The organism is Microvirga massiliensis, from assembly GCF_001006805.1.
In the GTDB taxonomy this organism is placed as follows: Bacteria; Pseudomonadota; Alphaproteobacteria; order Rhizobiales; family Beijerinckiaceae; genus Microvirga; species Microvirga massiliensis.
In genome coordinates, this window is sequence record NZ_LN811361.1 from 67,248 (window position 1) to 84,684 (window position 17,437).

Here is a 17,437-nt window from a genome sequence, read left to right on the forward strand (position 1 = left end):
CTAGTCCGGGCGCGAAAGTCCAACCCTCCGATTGCATCAGCCAGTGGACGACACTGATGTCGATCATCCTCTCGAGCCCCTTGAGGGCGCGGAAGATCAGGGTGCGGTGTGCCCAGGGGCAAGCCAGAGAGACGTAAAGGAGGTAGCGGCCCGGCTCTGCCCGAAAGCCGCCCTCACCGGTCGGTCCCGGCCTCCCGTCGGCCGTGACCCAGTTCCGGAACGCGGATTCCTTGCGAACGAAGCGCCCGCCCGTGCTGCCGGTATCGTACCACGTGTCGTGCCATTCGCCATCGATCAGGAGACCCATCTCACAATCCTCGCCTTGAGCAAGGGGAGATAGGCCCAATAGGGCCGTTACCGAGGGCCGAAGAGGGCCGCTTGCGAGGATGCAAGCAGCTCCGCTTCGCGACTCCCGGTCCGGGCAAGCGGGTCGATCGCGACCGGAAGCGGCCGCAGATCACCCGAACCCGGCTCACTTGAGGTGGGCGGCGAGGTGCTTGTTCATCTCGAACATGGTGACCTTCTTTTTTCCGAAGATCGGCTCGAGCTTGTCGTCGGCGAGGATCTCGCGCTTGTTCTCCGGATTCTGGAGATTGTTCTTCTTGATGTAATCCCACATCTTGCTGACGACTTCGCCGCGCGGAATCGGATCCGAACCGACGACTGCCGCGAGTTCCTTGGAGGGCTGCAATGGCACCTGCAGCGCGTTCGGCTTGCCGCCGGCCTTCTTCTCTGTGGACTTGGCACTCGTCTTGCTGCCGGTCTTCGTGGGCATCGAAAATCTCCCAGTAGGTGACGCACTACGCGCCATACGAGGCTTGGCCTATCACCGCCGTCAAGTGAACAGGAGCCCTCACGAGAGGTTCCTCACTGAAAAACGTCGGCAGATCCGAGGAAGCCCGTCTCGCGACTTGCCCCGCACGGCTCTCCTCCTCTATCCCCAGGATGACCTAGGAGGCAAACATGCTCGACTCCGCTGCCCAGGGCGTTTTCGTGATCGCCCCGACCCCTTTCCACTCGGACGGCCGGATCGACGATGCCTCGACCGATCGGATGACCGACTTCTTCCGCGAGGCCGGGGCGACGGGCATCACCGTGCTCGGCATCATGGGCGAGGCGCCGAAACTGGACGCCCCCGAGGCTCTGGCCGTGGCGAGCCGGGTGATCCGGCGGGCCGGCTCGATGCCGGTGATCGTCGGTGTCTCATCCCCGGGCTTTGCCGCGATGCGGTCGCTGGCCCGATCCGCCATGGAGGCCGGTGCCGCCGGAGTCATGATCGCCCCGCCCTCTCATCTTCGGACGGACGATCAGATCGTCGGCTACTTCTCCCAGGCCGTGGAAGCGATCGGCGAGGATATCCCCTTCGTCCTCCAGGATTATCCCCTCCTCCTGAGCGTCGTCATGACCCCGCAGGTGATCCGGCGCATCGTTCAGGACCACCCATCCTGTGTCATGCTGAAGCACGAGGACTGGCCGGGCCTCGAGAAGATTTCGGCCCTCCGCCGGTTCCAGGCGGATGGATCGATGCGTCCGATCTCGATCCTGACCGGCAATGGCGCCCTGTTCCTCGACTTCGAGATGGAGCGCGGCGCAGATGGCGCCATGACGGGCTATGCCTTCCCGGACATGCTCGTCGAGGTCGTGCGGCTCGCCCGGGCCGGCCGGCGGGACGCGGCCCATGACCTTTTCGATGCCCACCTGCCCTTGATCCGCTACGAGCAGCAGCAAGGCATCGGGCTTGCCGTTCGCAAATACGTGCTCATGCGACGGGGGATCATCGCCTCCGATGCCCAGCGCAAGCCGGCAGGGATGTTGAGCCCGACGGCCCGCGCCGAGGTCGATTACCTCCTCGCGCGCCTCGCGAAACTGGACCAAAGAGCGGCAAAGCTGGCCGCCTGACATTCTCCGCCTCAGCCGCTGAAACGGCCAAGCTGCTGCACCAGCCCCTCGGACGCCAAGTTCTTGAGCTTGGCTTCGATCTCGAAGTCCGTCCAGATCAGGTGCGCAGCGACAAGCTCGTTTAACGCTTTGTTCCACATGAGGTCGGAATGGGCGCGAAGATCCCGCGGTTTGATGCCAGCAGCGACCAAGGCCCGGAAGTCAGGCCGGTCGAGTGGATCATGCCCTTCGAGCAGATCCTCCCTTGAGACACTGACGTGACTGACCGGGCGCACCCCTCGCCATGATTCCATGGTCCGCATGACACGCGGATCATCTGGCTCGACGTATTCGCCGCCGCTCGCAATCCAATGGTGGTGCAGGTCGAGCACGATCGGGAGGTCATCTGCGAGGGCGAGGAGAGCATCGAGACCATAGCTCGCCTCATCATTCTCGACAGTGATCAGGTTGCGTGCCGTCTCCGAAAGCCGCTTGAGGCCAGCGCGGAAACCCTCGACCCCTACGGCGCGGGCTCCCGCATGAATGTTGATGTGCGCGCCATCCGGATGCCAGCCGGTCCCGTAGCCCAGAAGAGTCATGAGATCTGCGTGGTACTCGAACTCGGCGACCCCGTTCCGCAACGCGCTCTGGCTTTCTGAAGCGATGACGCAGAATTGGCCAGGGTGGAAGCTCAGGCGGATCCCGTTATCCCTGGCGCATTTGCCGGCTGCTCCGAGCCCGCTCTCGATGAGGCTTCGGAGATCGGTATCGCGGTAGAACTTCTGGCATGACGGGTGCGTGTAGCCCGGCAGGATATCACTCGTCAGTCGGAGCATCCGCTCCATCGGCGGGCGCTTTGCGACATGCCCGATCTGCAGATTGACTGCCTGCAGATTGTGATCGACGACGGACGATAGCTTGTCGAAGGCAACGGCAGGGCTCTGTCGCGAGAGAAATGCCATCGTGACCGCTCTGGCGTTCATGGCACGTGCAACGGCAGCATCGCCATCGGACGGCACGAACTTGCAGCAGAAGCCGATGCGTGGTGACGTGCTCATCGCCTCTTCAACCCGATGCTTCGGCCCTTGAGTGGCGCGTCGTTGGATGCGCTATGTGCCAGCCGAGGCAATGTCGGGTACGCGGTCGGCAAAATCCGAATCAGCCCCGGTGCGGCAAAGACCAGATCAGTACCGTTGCGCATGCAACGGCTCCGTAAGACAGCGTCTGATCGCTATCTCCTGGAATGGCTTGGTCACGAACGGAACCTTGCCGAAGGCCGGCGGGAGATCGCTCGGCCGGGAGCCTGAGACGAAGACGAACGGGATCGCCCTCTCGTCCAGAAGCGACGCGAAGGGGAAGCTCTTGCCATCGAGCACGTCGATGTCGAGGAGCGCAAAGTCGATAGAGTCCGGCGCGTGCGCCAGATAGGTGTTTGCCGCGGAGAGAGATGACACGATGCCGACCACCTCGTGGCCATCGTCTTCGACAATCGACTGCAAGTCCAGGGCAATGAGAGGCTCGTCCTCCAGGATGAGAATACGCAATCCAGGTACTCCAACTCTGCCGGTGCCGCGGCCTCATTGAATTCCAGGCCATCACGAACGGAAGTGGAACGAAACGGCAGAACCGGAGTTCCGCCGCGCGATCTCGACACTTCGAGTCAAAGCCTTCGAATTAGCTTCATGGTTTACGAACTGTGAAGAAATGCCGTGTAGATCGAATGGCGAGGACCCGCGTTCTCGCCAACACTCTCCAATGCCATGGCATGCAGGTGGTGGTCACGATGGTGGAATGCTGACGCCGGATGTACGCGCAGCCTCCCGCCCGTCGCCATCGTCTTTCCGGCACTTGCCGCAGGACATGCCCTGGGGCAGAAATCCAGCTCGGTTACGAGGGTCCACAAACGCATATGGGCGCCGATTTACCCGGCGCCCATATCGAACCATCATTCGCCTTCAGGTGTCAGTGGGTTCCTGCGCCCGGGCGGGACTCGCTTTCGCGCTTGCCGGAGCGCGGGTCCTCGCCGGTAAAGGCCTCTTCGACGTATTCTCGTCCACGCTGCCCCATTTCATGGGCATATCGAAGACCCTGATCGCGGACTTCGTCCGCCCACTCGCCGAACATCTCGTCTTCACGCCGGGTCCTGGGCAGAAGCGAACCGATCAGGAGACCCGCAGCGAGACCGACCAGCCCCACCACGACCGGGTTCTGTGCAGCATAGGACTGCACGCGGTCGAGGCTTTGCCGTGAGCCTGAGCCGGCATAGCGGGAGCGACCGGAGCGGCCTGAGCCTCCCGACATCGTGTCCGATGCCCAGGATGAGGCCTGTTCATAGGTTTCGCGTGCGAATTTCGAAACCTGATCCGCTGTCTCTCGCACCGCCTCTCCTGCCTGGCTGGCGGCCTGCTTGGCCTGTTCCGCAGCACTCTGGCCGCCGGACTGCCGATCCATTCCGGCCTGGGATCCCGAGGAACCATGCTGACCCTGCATACTGCCCTGCCCTGCCTGCGGCTGGGCGATGTGGCGCTGATGCTCAGGTCCGAGATTGGGCTGCCCTGCCCCGGTCGCACCTGCGCCGCCGCCCATCGGTTGGCTCGTATGCGAGGCGAGCGTGCTGCTCTGAGCAGACGTCCCGGATGTTCCGGACGAGCCACTGCTTCCCATGCGAGATCCCATCCCGCCGGCCGTGCTGGACGAGCCTGAGGTCCCGGCACCGGTTCCCGTCGTCTGGGCACCGGGGGTCGCCGAGCGCGCCGTAGAGGCCTGAGAGCCGGTCCCCGTCCCGGACGAACTCGGCTGAGATCCCGCGGACGATCCCGAACCCGCTCCGGTCGTATGAGATGATCCCGCTGAGGATCCCCCGCTCGCTCCCATAGAGGACTTGTCGCTAGCCGTAGATTGCGGCATCGGCGACTGGCCGACGCTTCCGACCGAGGTGCCGGCGGAAATCTTCGCTGCAGAGACCGTATCCGAGCCGCTTCCGGACGCCCGGCCGGGACCCGAAGTATTATTGTCTTTTTTGTCCTTATCGTCCGCCATTGCTCACTCTCCTGATCTGGTGCGCTCAGAGGCGCGGACTGGGGGTTCGCCGGAGGTCAAGGTGATCCGGCATGGGATGGCTCTCGACAGCCCCGGGAAGCGGCGGCTCGTCGAGCGGTTCGACGCCGGTGACGGTCACAGGCACCGCCACATTCGGCGCGGCGGCGTCGCGTCCATCGCTGTAGACGGCATGTGTTCTGGAGATTCTCGGCTCCCGCGTCATGCGGTGAATGAGCCAGCCGACACCAACGGCGACGAGCATGACCGGGACCGGATTGCGACGGAGGGCGCCAAGCGCAGAATCGAATGCGGACCCGTAGCGGCGTCTCGTCTGGCCGAGAAGATCATCGACGATACCGGAAACGGACAGGCGATCCTGCAGCCTGTCGATCGTCTGGTCGAGACGGGCACGAGTTCTCGCGATGTCGTGCTCGAGATGAGTGATGTCGTCGTTCATCCCGAAACCCTTTCGGATAGAACTTCACTGTCCCGCTTGATCGAGTCGACGGTATGCCGCGGGGTCAGGCTAAACGACGACATCCTGCTTCGACCGTAGAGGCCGAGTCCGATCGCGATGACAGCCATGACGCCGCCGACGATCAGAGCAGCGAGCGCCTCGGAGTTCAGGAGAACGGCGAGCCACTCGACCAGTGCCTCGGTCAGCAACATGACCGCCGCGATCGCAAACACGGCAGCGGCCACGAGCAATGCGAGCCCCACGAAGACGAGGCGGACGTTTTGAGTCATTTCCGTCCGGAAGAGAGTGAACTCCTTCTGGGCGAGATCGCTGGTCTCACGCAGAGCCTCTCCGAACAGGGTCTGAATGCTCGCTGGTCCGCTTTCGCGCGTTGTGTTGTCCATGGCGCACTCCTCAAGCGCCTCGTGTGGAGGGCTGCGAAGCACCCCGCCGCATGCGCTCCGAAGCTTGGTGCCGGCGCTCGGCCGCCATCATTTCGGCATTCCTGCCCTCTGACGAGGCCTTGATGAAACGCGCTGCCAGGAATCCCAGCGCGACGCTCACCGCGGCCACGGCCACTGGGCGCCGCCTCATGACGTCTTCGACCTCGCTGTAGATCTCGGGAAAGCTGCGTTGACGGATGCTGTCGGCCAGTTGCTCGAGACCTTCGGCGGCGCTGTCCACGAAGGCCTTGATGTTGGGCCGGTCATCGAACGACGACGTCGATTCGCGCAGAGAGCCCGCCAGATCGGCCACGGACTGAGCCATGTCGCCCTTCCGGCGGTCGACGTAATCGGTCGCCTGATGGCGCGCTGTGTCCAGGAAGTGCCTGCCACGCTCGATTGCAACCCCGGCGATATCACCGACGTCGCTCTTGAGATCGTCCCAGTCCGCCGTTTCATTGCCGGCAGGATCCGTGCGCCGGTTCACGTTCCGATCCTCGTACCCCACGCTCATGGGCCAACCTCCTCAATAGTCACGGGAGGTAACAACGGGAAGCGCGGCTGGTTCCCCTTAACCCTTAGAGCGCTTGATGATTCTAACGCCGCGAGGCCATCGCACCCGGCATGGATAACCACTCGGGCGGGGGATCGGCGCGGATGCCAGACACCCTGCTATCATCTATCCAATCTGTTCGGCCGAACGGCCGCTTGCTCAGCCCGGAGGCTGGCGCGCCTTGCGGGCCCCGGCGGCGCCTGTCCGCCGGGCGACCTCCAGCGCAACATCGCTCCAAAACTTGGCTCCGGATTCGCTTCCACAGCGGCGGCAATACTCCGCCTGTTCCCGCGCCCGGTCGCAAGCCGCTCTTCCCTCGTACGCGATCAGAGACACGGCCTCATATTCGACCTCAGTGAGATTCCGGTTCCGCATCAATCTGCGTCCCATAAGCCATTGCCGCACTCGCGACAGGAAGCTCGCCATCAATCCTCCTTCGCGTCTCCTAACCGGACATCGCCACGCTTCCGGAACACGACGCTCAAGTTGTTGGCCGGCATGGGAATACGCTCAATGACATCAAACCCGTGTGCCGACGCCAGTTCGCAAACATCGCCGAGATCGCGAACGCCCCAATCCGGATTGCGAGACCGCAGATCGGCATCGAACGCCGCATTACTCGGAGCCGTATGCTCTCCGCCCTCCTTGAAAGGCCCATAGAGAAAAAGCGGGCAGCCCTGCGGAAGAATTCGCGCTGCGCCCCGTATGAGACCCTCGGTTGCCTGCCACGGGGCAATGTGGATCATGTTGATCGCAACGACTGCATCCGCAAGACCGACGGGCCAGATCGAGGCCGTCACATCGAGTTCCACGGGCTCCAGGATATTCGGGAGTTGGCGCTGATCCCGGTGAGCGCCGATGCTCCGGAGCGCCTGCGGGTCTCGATCGGAGGGTTGCCAGGTCAGGCCCGGGAGCGCGCACGCGAAATGGACGGCGTGTTCACCGGTGCCGCTTGCGATCTCCAGAACCTTTCCGCGTGTGGGGAGGACATTGCGCAAGACGGCCAGGATCGGCTCACGATTGCGTGCAACGGCAGGAGCGGTCAGTGCAGCGCTCAAGCGGCTCATTCCCTCTCGAACATCCTCAAACTCTGCGATGGATCCCATCAGAGCGGCTGCCGAGCCGCGTGGGCTTTCCTGACGGGCCCAGCCGCCACGGTAGCCGCCCGGCATCGATGCGGGCAAGAGGCGCAAGCGGCAGTGCCGCGAGCCGAGACGGTGATCCTACCTGCGGCCTCGATCGAGGGTCGTGGCCATCTTCGGTCGTGATACGAGTCTGGGGCCTCGGTGGCGGGGCCTCGCAGCCGCACACGGGCGTGCCGGTTTCGGCTCCGCGCTCCGAAAGCTGCACCTCGCTCTAGCCCCAGCCGGACGACGATCACCAGGTCGCACCGGACCGGCAAACCGACCGTTTCATCGAAAGCTCGGGGACTGTGCAGCCCCGGACGAGCCAGACCGGACGGGCAGGAAGAGGCAATACTTCGCTCCGGGGCCTCGATCCCGGGCTGAGGACCACACGAGGCTGGTTCAGCTTCCGGATTGTCGGATTCCTGAAAAGGGCGCAGGATGCACTCCACGGCTCCACCCGAGAAGCCGAAGCTCTACTGGTAGACATCAGCATTGGGCGACCGCCAGCTTGGCAACCGGAAGGTTGGCGACACAATACGGGAGGAAAAATCATGAGCGAGACCACGCTGACCCGCCGGCGCTTCGTTCAGACGACCGCCGCCTCGGCCACACTGATCGCAGCCCCCTTCGTGCGCAGCGCGCATGCGGCCGGATCCTTGTCGGTCGCATTCTGGGACCACTGGGTCCCCGGAGCGAACAAAGCCACCGAGGAGATCGCGCGGGCTTGGGCCGACAAGGAAAAAGTCGACCTCAAGATGGATTTCATCACGTCACAGGGAAACAAGAACCGGCTGACGGTTGCCGCCGAGGCCCAGGCAAAGTCAGGGCATGACATCTTCGCGCACCAGGTCTGGTGGCCCCACGAGTTCGCGGACCTTCTCGAGCCCGTCAATGACGTCATGACGGAGGTCATCAAGCAGAACGGCAACGTCAACGGAACGATCGACTACCTCGGTAAAGCCAAGGACAAGTGGCTCGCCGTGCCTGCGACGGTCGGCAGCCAGATCAAGGGGCCTTGCTCCCGAATCGACCTGATGAAGCAGCATGCCGGGATCGACGTGCAGGCCATGTACCCGGCCGGCAGCGAGCCCAAGGCCGAGAACTGGAATCTGGACACGTTTCTCAAGGCTGCGGAAGCCTGCCACAAGGCGGGCGTACCATTCGGCATCGGGCTCGGCCAGACGACGGACTCGGTCGACACGGCCGGCGCGATCTTCCACGCCTTCGGGGCCAAGCTGGTCACCGAGGACGGGCAGTTGAACGTCAAGTCAGACGAGGTCCGGCAGGCCATGGAATATTTCCGGAAGCTTGCCCAGTTCCTGCCGCCGGACGCCCCGGCCTGGGACGATGCCTCCAACAACAAGTGGCTGGTCTCGGGTCGCGGCGCCCTGATCTGCAATCCGCCGAGTGCCTGGGCCGTCGCGAAGCGCGATGCGCCGGACATTGCCAAGCAGTGCTGGACGCACGGAATGCCGGCCGGCCCGAAGGGCCGCTACGCACCCTACCTGCCCTATTTCTGGGGCATCTGGAACTTCTCGAAGAACAAATCGGCGGCGAAGAGCCTTCTGCTGGCGCTCTCCCAGCCCGATGCTATTGCGAAGATGGTCGAGGTGAGCGGCGGTTACGACCTGCCGGCCTATGACAAGCTCACGACGCTCAAGACCTGGGCGGAGGCGGAACCCCCGAAGGGCACTCTTTACCACTACCCGAATCCCTACAACCACCAGACGCTCTCGATCGCAGCCGCGCCAGCCCCGCCGTCCATCGCGACCCAGATTTACAATCAGGCCATCATGACCAAGATGGTAGCCAGAAATCTCGAGGGAGAGCCTCTCGAAAAGACCCTGGCCTGGGCGGACAGCGAGGTGGAAGGCTTCCTCCGCGGCTGATCGCCGGTGGGTTGCCCGTCCGGAGAGATGGGCAACCCGTGATGCCAAAACCAGGGGCAATTGCCCCCGGAGTCGCGGCCAAATCGCCAAGGTCGTCCATGTCGCAAATTGCCGTTCGAGACGACGCCCCCGTACTCAGAGAGGCCCGGTCGCCCTCGCGAGTCCGCGGGTTTTTCGGGCAGAAGTCGACGGTAGCGTTCTTGTTCACCCTGCCGTTGATCATCCTGGTCACGGTTCTCGTCATCTATCCTGCCCTGTACTCGATATATCTCGCGATGCTCAGCAAGCGGATGGACCGCTTCGTGGGCCTGTCCAACTTCACGTTCCTGTTCACCCGTGAAACGTTCTGGATGGTCGTGAAGCAGTCCTGCATCTTCGCGATCACGGCCGTCTTTTTCAAAGCACTGATCGGGTTCGCAGTGGCGCATCTCGTCCACGCGATTCCCACGAAGGGGCAGCGCAAGTGGCGCGGCATGCTGCTCGTGCCATGGGTCATCCCGCCCGCGCTGTCCACGCTGGCTTGGCTCTGGTTGTTCGACCCCTCCTATTCGGCCTTCAACTGGATCATCGTCCATCTCGGCGGCAGCCCGATTCCATGGACCGGAGAGGCGCTTTGGGCGCGGTTCTCGGTCATTCTGGTCAATATCTGGATCGGCTCGCCCTTCTTCATGATCATGTATCTTGCCGCACTGAAGTCGGTCCCCGCGGAGCTCTACGAGGTCGCGACGCTCGACGGCGCCAGCTGGTTCCAGAAGCTCTGGTACATCACTCTGCCGATGATGCGGAACATCATCGCGATCACGACCTTGTTCTCGTTGATCGTCACCTTTGCGAATTTCGACATCGTTCGCATCCTCACCGCCGGCGGCCCGATCGACCGCACGCACGTCTTCGCGACATGGGCGTTCCAGGTCGGAATCGAAAGCGGCGACATCCCGCTCGGCGCGAGCGTCTCCCTGTTCATGGTGCCAATCCTGACCGTCGCAGCCATCATCATCCTGCGGGACGTCAACAAGCGCGGGGAGAGGATGCAGTGACCGCAGGAACCCTGGCATCTTCTGGCAATGCCGTCGCTGCGACCGAGACCAGCCCACCGGGAAGCAATCGCAAATGGGCTCTGCGATGGGCCTATTTCTTCCTGTGCATCTTTGCGGGCTTTGCGCTTCTTCCTCCGCTCTACATGCTGATCACCGCGCTCAAGACGAGCACGGAAATATCAGCGGCCACCAATCCCTGGTGGGTTTACGAGCCTACATTCGCGAACTTCATCGAGCTCCTCACGTCGCCGCTCTTCCTGACGTTCTTCAAGAACTCGGTGATCGTCTCGGTGCTGACGGTCCTCATCACGATGCTGATCAGCATCCCGGCGGCATTCGCCCTCTCGCGAATGAAGTTCTGGGGATCTGGCGTTCTGGCGACCGGAATATTCCTCACCTACCTCATTCCGGAGACGCTGCTGTTCATTCCGCTGTTCAAGATGTTCGCGACCCTACGCGACTGGACCGGGATCGAGCTCATCAATCGGTGGTACGTGCTGCTTCTGCTCTACCCGACTCTCACAGTGCCGTTCTGCACCTGGATTATGATCGGCTATTTCGCGTCGATCCCGAAGGAACTCGACGAGGCGGCGCTGATCGATGGCGCCAGCTGGACGCAGATGCTGACGAAGATTTTCATGCCGGTTGCGATGCCGGGCATCATCGCGGCGACGATCTTCGCCTTCACGGTCGCATGGGCGCAATTCCTGTATCCGCTCGCCTTTACAACGTCACAGGACCAACTCGTGCTGAGCGTCGGCATCGCGACGACACTCATCAAGGCCGATGTTTTCAACTGGGGGCAGATCATGGCGGGCGCACTCCTCGGAGCTGCGCCTCCTCTCATCATCTACGCTTTTCTGATGGATTACTACATTGCCGGCCTGACGGCAGGCGCCACAAAGGGGTGATTCTTTCGCTGGCGGAGGAGCACGGATCCCAACGGGCATGACCGAAGGGTGATGTTCCCGCCGGTGAGGATCTACGGGTCGGACTTGACGCGCTGCCGCCAAGGGCCATCCTCCGGCCGATGGAAACCTACCTGCAACGGGGGCGCACACTGCTCGGGCGCGTGCCCGGCCTTCGAATCCTGCTCGCTCACGCTGGTCGCCTCGAGCGACGGATCGTGGTTCCGCTCGGGGTTGCAGGAGCTGCGCTCCTCCTGTTCACCCGGATTGCCGGTGAGGTCGTCGAGGGCGACACGCGGGCCTTCGATGAGGCTGTCCTCCTGGCACTTCGGAGTTCTGGCGATCTCTCGGATCCGATCGGCCCCGTCTGGCTCGAAGAGATGATGCGCGACTTCACGGCGCTCGGAGGGACCGGAGTTCTCGCGATGCTGACGGTCGCCGTGGCCGGCTTTCTTCTCATGACCCGCAAGAGCCACGCAGCGGCCATGATCCTGGTCTCGGTCGTGAGCGGTGTCGTGTTGAGCAGCCTGCTCAAATGGGGATTCGCACGTCCACGGCCGGAACTCGTGCCGCACGAGGCTGCCGTCTACACGCAGAGCTTTCCGAGCGGGCATGCGATGATGTCCGCGGTCGTGTATCTCACCCTCGGAGCGCTCCTGGCGCGCACCCAGGCGCAGACCTCGGTGAAGATCTATCTTCTGGTCGTTGCCGGACTCCTGACCCTCCTCGTCGGAGCAAGCCGCGTCTATCTTGGAGTCCATTGGCCGACGGACGTCATCGCGGGCTGGGCGCTGGGCTCTGTCTGGGCTCTCCTGTCGTGGCTTACGATGCTCTGGCTTCAAGAGAGAGGTGACGTGGAGTCCGAGACGGATCCATCCGATCCGCACCAGACCGCACGTTAGTGGGCCGGCCGATGACCCTCGCGGGGCGATCCTCTACTCCGGGTCGTCGATCCCCTGGTGGCCCTGTTTCCGCCTGCGTGAACGTCCTGCCAGGACTGTGGGCCTGATGGCGGACAGGCGCGACATTTGACCCGCGCGGCCAGTGATGTCTCAATTGCATCGGAGCCGATTACCCGGCCTGGGGAGGAGGGTCAGATGCAGGCGAGCATGTGGTTGATCACACTCGGCACACTCCTCGTCATCTCCGGAATCGTCCTCATGGCCGCCCGGGCAATCTCGGGAGCAAGCCTGAGCGATCCGGGACGAGCGGGCAGCCCGGGTTCCACGCTGGAGCCCAAGCACCAGACCCGGGGCTTCGAGCTGAGCGCGAACTGGCCCGGCTTCGCTCTCGTGGGCCTCGGCGCCATGGTGCTGCTGGCAGCTGCCGTAATGTAAGCACCCGTTCTCACCCCTGATACCGACAGTTCAGGCAAGTTCTGCATCGATTGACAACTAGGCAGCACTGCACGATCATTGGTTTGTAACAAGTTTGCACCGACCATCCAGGGCATGGTAGTCGGAGCGAGTTTGTCGCCTTGGCGGCCGCTCCCCGTGATGCGAGCGGCGCGGGGACCACGATGATGGCGAGAGCGAAATCAGCCATTGATCCGGGTGCAGGCGGTTTCCGCCCGGTCCTTTCTGCGGCCAAGCCCAGCTCCATTGGTTTCGCGTCGGCGCGTCGTACCCCTCAGCAGCGGTGGACCGTAGCCGGCCCGATCCGGCCCGGACAATCCGCGAGCTTGCCGGCAGCTTCCCTTGAGAGTTCTGGGGACTATGCACGCCGGATGCGCGATCGGTTTCACAGCATGACGGGCAGTATACGCACGGGAGACAATGTTCCGTGATGTAGTTGCGTATCGATCATAGCCCGTCTCTACAGGGAAAGTTGAACGCGCAATGGCCGTAGCGATCATATTAGCGCTCGTCGCAATCGGCTCCGTTTTGTTCCATGTCCTAAGCCCTTGGTGGTGGACGCCAATCGCGTCCAATTGGCACTACATCGACAACACGCTCGTCATCACGTTCTGGATCACGGGCGCCGTCTTCCTCACGGTCGTCTTGTTCCTGGCCTTCTGCGTCTGGCGTTTTCGCCACCAGGAGGGGCGGCGCGCCACTTACGAGCCCGAGAGCGGAAAGCTCGAACTCTGGCTGTCCATCGTCACGGGCGTCGGCGTTGCGGCCATGCTGGCGCCCGGGCTCCTGGTCTGGAAGCAGTTCATCACGGTTCCAGCCGATGCGTCCGAGGTCGAGATCGTCGGCCAGCAATGGCAATGGGCCTATCGCCTGCCCGGCAGCGACGGCCGCCTCGGCACCTCCGACACGCGCCTCGTCAGCTCCGACAATCCGCTTGGCCTCAATCCCAAGGACCCGAACGGACAGGACGACGTGATCGTGGAAGGTGGCGAACTGCATCTCCCGATCGGAAAACCCGTGAAGGTTCTGCTCCGGTCCATCGACGTTCTGCACGATTTCTATGTGCCGGAGTTCCGGGCGAAGATGGACATGATCCCGGGCGCCGTCACTTATTTCTGGTTCACGCCGACGAGGAACGGGACCTTCGAGGTTCTCTGCGCCGAGTTGTGCGGCGTCGGTCACCCTCACATGCGTGGCACGGTCGTGGTTGAGCCCGAGGCCGAATATCAAGCTTGGCTCGCGCAGCAACGGACATTTGCCCAACTGTCGAGCCCCACGAAGCGGGCATCGGCGGAGCAGAGCGTGAATCTGCCGGTCGCGAGCCGGGGAAACGATTCCGGAACGGGAGGTGGGAGCCGGTGAGGCTCATCCGTCATCCCATCCCGGAGACCGGGTGAGGTCATGCGCCGAGGCTCGTGCCCGTCCCCTCACCCGGAAAAGCGAGGAGAGCATTCGTATGTCCGATGCCACGCTTGGTCCGACCGGCTTCATCCCGCCTGCCGAAGTCGAGGACGTCGAGCTTTATCACCCGCATAGCTGGCTGACCAAATACGTCTTCAGCCAGGACGCCAAGGTCATCGCGATCCAGTACTCAGCTACCGCCATGTCGATCGGACTGGTGGCGCTCGTCCTGTCATGGCTGATCCGGATCCAGATCGCGTTTCCGGGCGCCCTCACCTTCATCGATGCGAGCGCTTACTATCAGTTCGTGACCATGCACGGCATGATCATGGTCGTGTATCTGCTCACGGCTCTCTTCCTCGGTGGCTTCGGAAATTATCTCATCCCGTTGATGGTCGGCGCCCGGGACATGGTGTTCCCCTATGCCAACATGCTGAGCTACTGGATCTATCTGCTCGCGGTGCTGGTCCTGGTCGCCAGCTTCTTCACGGTGAGCGGCCCGACCGGTGCAGGATGGACGCTCTATCCGCCTCAGGCCCTTCTCTCGGGCACGCCGGGACAGGATATCGGCATCATTCTGATGCTCGCATCACTCATCCTGTTCGTCATCGGCTTCACAATGGGCGGCTTGAACTACGTCGTGACGGTCCTGCAGGGTCGGGCGCGGGGCATGACGCTGATGCGGATGCCCCTGACCGTTTGGGGAATCTTCACCGCCACCGTCATGGCTCTCCTCGCCTTTCCGGCGCTCTTCGTCGGAGCCGTGATGATGCTGTTCGACAAGGTTCTCGGCACCAGCTTCTTCATGCCGGCGCTACTCGATCTGGGTCAGCAACTGCAATACGGCGGCGGCTCGCCGCTCCTGTTCCAGCACCTGTTCTGGTTCTTCGGACATCCCGAAGTCTACATCGTCGCTCTTCCTGCATTCGGCATCGTATCCGATCTGATCAGCACGCATGCGCGCCGCAATATCTTTGGCTACCGCATGATGGTGTGGGCCATCGTGGCGATCGGCGCCCTAAGCTTCGTGGTCTGGGCGCATCACATGTATGTCAGCGGCATGAACCCGTATTTCGGCTTCTTCTTCGCTACTACGACTCTCGTCATCGCCGTTCCGACCGCTCTCAAGGTCTACAATTGGGTGCTCACGTTGTGGCGGGGTGACATCCACCTGACGCTCCCGATGCTGTTCGCGCTGGCGTTCATCGTCACCTTCCTGAACGGCGGCCTCACGGGCCTCTTCCTCGGCAACGTGGTCGTCGACGTTCCCCTCTCCGACACGATGTTCGTCGTCGCCCATTTCCATATGGTCATGGGCGTGGCGCCGATCCTCGTCATCTTCGGAGCGATCTATCATTGGTATCCGAAAGTGACGGGACGCATGCTCGACGAGACGCTGGGCAGGATCCATTTCTGGGTCACGTTCCTCGGAGCCTATGCGATCTTCTTCCCGATGCATTATCTGGGGCTGCTCGGCATGCCGCGCCGCTACCATGAGGTCGGCGCGAGCTTCGTACCCCCCTCCGCCGACACGTTGAATGCCTTCATCACCGTGGCAGCCCTCGTCGTGGGAGCCACCCAGCTTCTCTTCGTGTTCAACCTGATCTGGAGCCTGCGGCATGGCGAGAAAGCCGGCGGCAATCCGTGGCGGGCGACCACGCTCGAGTGGCAGACCCCACAGACTCCGCCCGTACATGGCAACTGGGGCGCAGAGCTGCCGGTCGTCTATCGCTGGGCCTACGACTACAGCGTCCCTGGAGCCCCAGAAGATTTCATACCCCAGAACCAGCCCAATCCGTCGGAACCGCGCAGGGGCGTCGTGACGTGAGGACAACCCTGCTGTTCCTCGCTTGTCTCGGTGTGATTGCGGCTTGGTGGTTGTTGCGGCAGGGGCTCTTCTCCAAGCCCTGGCTCGAGACGACCCCGAGCGGCGAATTGCCTCCCGAAACCCTGTCGCCCATACCGACAGCGAAGATCGGGCTCGGAGTCTTCATTGCTGTCGCGGGGACGTTGTTCGCCCTGTTCATCAGCGCCTATTCGATGCGGATGCAATTGGCGGATTGGTGGTCACCGCCGGCGCCGCCGATCCTGTGGTTCAACACGGGCGTCCTGATCCTGAGCAGCAGCGCGTTGGAATGGGCGAAATGGTCCACACGAAACGAGGAGAGCACCGGTCTGCGGGCCGGCCTCGCCGTCGCGAGCATCGGCACACTGGTCTTTTTGATCGGGCAGGTGATCGCATGGCGGCAATTGGAGAGTGCGGGGTACTTCCTGAGCACCAATCCAGGCAATTCATTCTTCTACCTGATCACCGGGGCACACGCCGTGCATGTCCTGGGCGGCCTCGTTGCCCTGGGGATAACCGCCGACAAGGTCCGGCGTGTTTCCGATCCGGGCGAGGTTGGCCTGAGCGTCGAGTTGTGCGCCATCTACTGGCATTTCCTGCTGCTGGTTTGGCTCGTCCTGCTCGCCTTGCTGACGGGGTGGGCCAGCGATTTCGTCGCCATTTGCCGAGGTTTGCTGACGTAGAGCATCATCGAGATGGACAACTCGGCAGAGAGGACGCGGTCGTGGCCAGGATCGGCGGAAACGATTGCGCTCGAGGAGAGGATTGAAGCGATGGCAGAGGCGGCTCTGAGAACCACCGCGAACGCTCCCGTCAACCGCACGCGCTGGCGGAGCTTTGCTACGGACTGGGCGTCGGATCAGCGGGCCTTCAAGGATGTGTCCTGGGGAAAGGCCATGATGTGGATCTTCCTGCTGAGCGACACCTTCATCTTCGGCTGCTTCCTGCTCTCGTACATGACCGCGCGTATGTCGACGACCGTGCCATGGCCGAACACGAGCGTGGTCTTCGCCCTTGAGATCGGCCATATGCAGCTGCCGCTCCTCCTCATCGCAATCATGACCTTCGTCCTGATCACCAGCAGCGGGACGATGGCGATGGCCGTCAATTTCGGATACCGCCGCGATCGAAAGAAGACCGCCACTCTGATGCTGATGACGGCAGCTCTGGGCGCAACTTTCGTCGGCATGCAGGCCTTCGAATGGACCAAGCTCATCTCCGAAGGGGTCCGCCCCTGGGGAAACCCGTGGGGAGCAGCACAGTTCGGGGCGACCTTCTTCATGATCACCGGCTTCCACGGCACGCATGTCACGATCGGCGTGATCTTCCTTCTCGTGATTGCCCGCAAGGTCTTGCGGGGTGACTTCGACACCGGGAGGAAAGGTTTCTTCACCAGCCGGAAGGGGCAATACGAGATCGTCGAGATCATGGGGCTCTATTGGCACTTCGTCGATCTCGTCTGGGTGTTCATCTTCGCTTTCTTCTATCTCTGGTGAGGGGAAGG

At 62.7% G+C, this 17,437-nt stretch carries 19 protein-coding genes and 1 pseudogene; 10 read left to right on the forward strand and 10 right to left on the reverse strand.

The features are described from left to right. Window positions 1-307 (reverse strand): annotated as a pseudogene (locus BN1233_RS29925) (glutathione S-transferase family protein); the annotation flags it as partial. A gap of 165 nt (window positions 308-472) precedes the next feature. Continuing rightward, on the reverse strand, window positions 473-775 hold the full coding sequence (locus tag BN1233_RS29930) for an SWIB/MDM2 domain-containing protein (protein WP_046867334.1): 303 nt from the start codon (window positions 773-775) through the stop codon (window positions 473-475). Between the two features lie 188 nt (window positions 776-963). Between BN1233_RS29930 and BN1233_RS29935 the strand changes: the two genes are divergently transcribed. After that, the gene (locus BN1233_RS29935) at window positions 964-1,899 is read left to right on the forward strand and encodes a dihydrodipicolinate synthase family protein (RefSeq protein ID WP_046867335.1); all 936 of its coding nucleotides are present in this window, start codon (window positions 964-966) and stop codon (window positions 1,897-1,899) included. Window positions 1,900-1,910: 11 nt separating this feature from the next. Here BN1233_RS29935 and BN1233_RS29940 read toward each other — a convergent pair whose 3' ends face one another. The 8 genes from BN1233_RS29940 to BN1233_RS29975 all read right to left on the reverse strand — a co-directional run bounded on the left by BN1233_RS29940 (window position 1,911) and on the right by BN1233_RS29975 (window position 7,437). Continuing rightward, on the reverse strand, window positions 1,911-2,936 hold the full coding sequence (locus tag BN1233_RS29940) for a UV damage endonuclease UvsE (RefSeq protein ID WP_046867336.1): 1,026 nt from the start codon (window positions 2,934-2,936) through the stop codon (window positions 1,911-1,913). Between the two features lie 126 nt (window positions 2,937-3,062). Continuing rightward, on the reverse strand, window positions 3,063-3,422 hold the full coding sequence (locus tag BN1233_RS29945) for a response regulator (protein ID WP_046867337.1): 360 nt from the start codon (window positions 3,420-3,422) through the stop codon (window positions 3,063-3,065). A 418-nt stretch (window positions 3,423-3,840) separates the two neighbouring features. Further along, window positions 3,841-4,464: a hypothetical protein gene (locus tag BN1233_RS29950; protein ID WP_046867338.1), complete on the reverse strand. Its 624-nt coding sequence runs from the start codon at window positions 4,462-4,464 to the stop codon at window positions 3,841-3,843. A 478-nt stretch (window positions 4,465-4,942) separates the two neighbouring features. Beyond that, complete coding sequence (locus BN1233_RS29955) at window positions 4,943-5,374, reverse strand: DUF3618 domain-containing protein (protein WP_052763979.1); 432 nt, start codon at window positions 5,372-5,374, stop codon at window positions 4,943-4,945. Beyond that, window positions 5,371-5,778 carry a phage holin family protein gene (locus BN1233_RS29960; protein ID WP_046867339.1) on the reverse strand — a complete coding sequence of 136 codons (408 nt, stop codon included), beginning with the start codon at window positions 5,776-5,778 and terminating at the stop codon, window positions 5,371-5,373. The genes BN1233_RS29955 and BN1233_RS29960 overlap by 4 nt, the downstream gene beginning before the upstream one ends. A gap of 10 nt (window positions 5,779-5,788) precedes the next feature. Then, window positions 5,789-6,331: a hypothetical protein gene (locus tag BN1233_RS29965; RefSeq protein ID WP_046867340.1), complete on the reverse strand. Its 543-nt coding sequence runs from the start codon at window positions 6,329-6,331 to the stop codon at window positions 5,789-5,791. Between the two features lie 198 nt (window positions 6,332-6,529). Beyond that, window positions 6,530-6,796 carry a hypothetical protein gene (locus tag BN1233_RS29970; protein ID WP_046867341.1) on the reverse strand — a complete coding sequence of 89 codons (267 nt, stop codon included), beginning with the start codon at window positions 6,794-6,796 and terminating at the stop codon, window positions 6,530-6,532. Then, window positions 6,796-7,437, reverse strand: coding sequence for a DUF938 domain-containing protein (locus BN1233_RS29975; protein ID WP_046867497.1), 642 nt, complete (start codon window positions 7,435-7,437; stop codon window positions 6,796-6,798). Before BN1233_RS29975 ends, BN1233_RS29970 begins: the two co-directional genes overlap by 1 nt. Window positions 7,438-8,048: 611 nt before the next feature. On the opposite strand from BN1233_RS29975, the gene BN1233_RS29980 reads away from it, so the two are divergent. The 9 genes from BN1233_RS29980 to BN1233_RS30020 all read left to right on the forward strand — a co-directional run bounded on the left by BN1233_RS29980 (window position 8,049) and on the right by BN1233_RS30020 (window position 17,429). Then, window positions 8,049-9,386 carry an ABC transporter substrate-binding protein gene (locus BN1233_RS29980; protein ID WP_046867342.1) on the forward strand — a complete coding sequence of 446 codons (1,338 nt, stop codon included), beginning with the start codon at window positions 8,049-8,051 and terminating at the stop codon, window positions 9,384-9,386. Between the two features lie 98 nt (window positions 9,387-9,484). Beyond that, complete coding sequence (locus BN1233_RS29985; protein ID WP_046867343.1) at window positions 9,485-10,423, forward strand: carbohydrate ABC transporter permease; 939 nt, start codon at window positions 9,485-9,487, stop codon at window positions 10,421-10,423. A gap of 11 nt (window positions 10,424-10,434) precedes the next feature. Further along, entirely contained in the window at window positions 10,435-11,334 is a 900-nt protein-coding gene (locus tag BN1233_RS29990; RefSeq protein ID WP_046867498.1) for an ABC transporter permease subunit, read from the forward strand. 119 nt (window positions 11,335-11,453) lie between these two features. Next, the gene (locus tag BN1233_RS29995; RefSeq protein ID WP_052763980.1) at window positions 11,454-12,233 is read left to right on the forward strand and encodes a phosphatase PAP2 family protein; all 780 of its coding nucleotides are present in this window, start codon (window positions 11,454-11,456) and stop codon (window positions 12,231-12,233) included. A 195-nt stretch (window positions 12,234-12,428) separates the two neighbouring features. Further along, window positions 12,429-12,668 (forward strand): hypothetical protein, encoded by a 240-nt coding sequence (locus tag BN1233_RS30000; protein WP_082145734.1) that lies wholly within the window; start codon window positions 12,429-12,431, stop codon window positions 12,666-12,668. Window positions 12,669-13,169: 501 nt separating this feature from the next. Then, on the forward strand, window positions 13,170-14,048 hold the full coding sequence (locus tag BN1233_RS30005; RefSeq protein WP_046867344.1) for a cytochrome c oxidase subunit II: 879 nt from the start codon (window positions 13,170-13,172) through the stop codon (window positions 14,046-14,048). 94 nt (window positions 14,049-14,142) lie between these two features. Beyond that, window positions 14,143-15,915: a cytochrome c oxidase subunit I gene (gene ctaD, locus BN1233_RS30010; RefSeq protein ID WP_046867345.1), complete on the forward strand. Its 1,773-nt coding sequence runs from the start codon at window positions 14,143-14,145 to the stop codon at window positions 15,913-15,915. After that, window positions 15,912-16,616, forward strand: a complete 705-nt coding sequence (locus tag BN1233_RS30015; RefSeq protein ID WP_046867346.1) for a cytochrome c oxidase subunit 3 — start codon at window positions 15,912-15,914, stop codon at window positions 16,614-16,616. The genes ctaD and BN1233_RS30015 overlap by 4 nt, the downstream gene beginning before the upstream one ends. A gap of 90 nt (window positions 16,617-16,706) precedes the next feature. Further along, entirely contained in the window at window positions 16,707-17,429 is a 723-nt protein-coding gene (locus BN1233_RS30020; RefSeq protein WP_046867501.1) for a heme-copper oxidase subunit III family protein, read from the forward strand. The last annotated feature ends 8 nt before the right edge of the window (window positions 17,430-17,437 follow it).

Excerpts from the sequence above, each read along its gene's own strand:
- BN1233_RS29935 (WP_046867335.1), top strand. The coding sequence starts at position 964 with ATGCTCGACTCCGCTGCCCAGGGCGTTTTCGTGATCGCCCCGACCCCT.
- BN1233_RS29960 (WP_046867339.1), bottom strand. The coding sequence starts at position 5,778 with ATGGACAACACAACGCGCGAAAGCGGACCAGCGAGCATTCAGACCCTG.
- BN1233_RS29995 (WP_052763980.1), top strand. The coding sequence starts at position 11,454 with ATGGAAACCTACCTGCAACGGGGGCGCACACTGCTCGGGCGCGTGCCC.
- BN1233_RS29950 (WP_046867338.1), bottom strand. The coding sequence starts at position 4,464 with ATGGGCGGCGGCGCAGGTGCGACCGGGGCAGGGCAGCCCAATCTCGGA.
- BN1233_RS29985 (WP_046867343.1), top strand. The coding sequence starts at position 9,485 with ATGTCGCAAATTGCCGTTCGAGACGACGCCCCCGTACTCAGAGAGGCC.
- BN1233_RS30005 (WP_046867344.1), top strand. The coding sequence starts at position 13,170 with ATGGCCGTAGCGATCATATTAGCGCTCGTCGCAATCGGCTCCGTTTTG.
- BN1233_RS30020 (WP_046867501.1), top strand. The coding sequence starts at position 16,707 with ATGGCAGAGGCGGCTCTGAGAACCACCGCGAACGCTCCCGTCAACCGC.
- BN1233_RS29975 (WP_046867497.1), bottom strand. The coding sequence starts at position 7,437 with ATGAGCCGCTTGAGCGCTGCACTGACCGCTCCTGCCGTTGCACGCAAT.
- BN1233_RS29940 (WP_046867336.1), bottom strand. The coding sequence starts at position 2,936 with ATGAGCACGTCACCACGCATCGGCTTCTGCTGCAAGTTCGTGCCGTCC.
- BN1233_RS30000 (WP_082145734.1), top strand. The coding sequence starts at position 12,429 with ATGCAGGCGAGCATGTGGTTGATCACACTCGGCACACTCCTCGTCATC.
- BN1233_RS29965 (WP_046867340.1), bottom strand. The coding sequence starts at position 6,331 with ATGAGCGTGGGGTACGAGGATCGGAACGTGAACCGGCGCACGGATCCT.
- BN1233_RS29980 (WP_046867342.1), top strand. The coding sequence starts at position 8,049 with ATGAGCGAGACCACGCTGACCCGCCGGCGCTTCGTTCAGACGACCGCC.
- BN1233_RS29930 (WP_046867334.1), bottom strand. The coding sequence starts at position 775 with ATGCCCACGAAGACCGGCAGCAAGACGAGTGCCAAGTCCACAGAGAAG.
- ctaD (WP_046867345.1), top strand. The coding sequence starts at position 14,143 with ATGTCCGATGCCACGCTTGGTCCGACCGGCTTCATCCCGCCTGCCGAA.
- BN1233_RS29970 (WP_046867341.1), bottom strand. The coding sequence starts at position 6,796 with ATGGCGAGCTTCCTGTCGCGAGTGCGGCAATGGCTTATGGGACGCAGA.
- BN1233_RS29955 (WP_052763979.1), bottom strand. The coding sequence starts at position 5,374 with ATGAACGACGACATCACTCATCTCGAGCACGACATCGCGAGAACTCGT.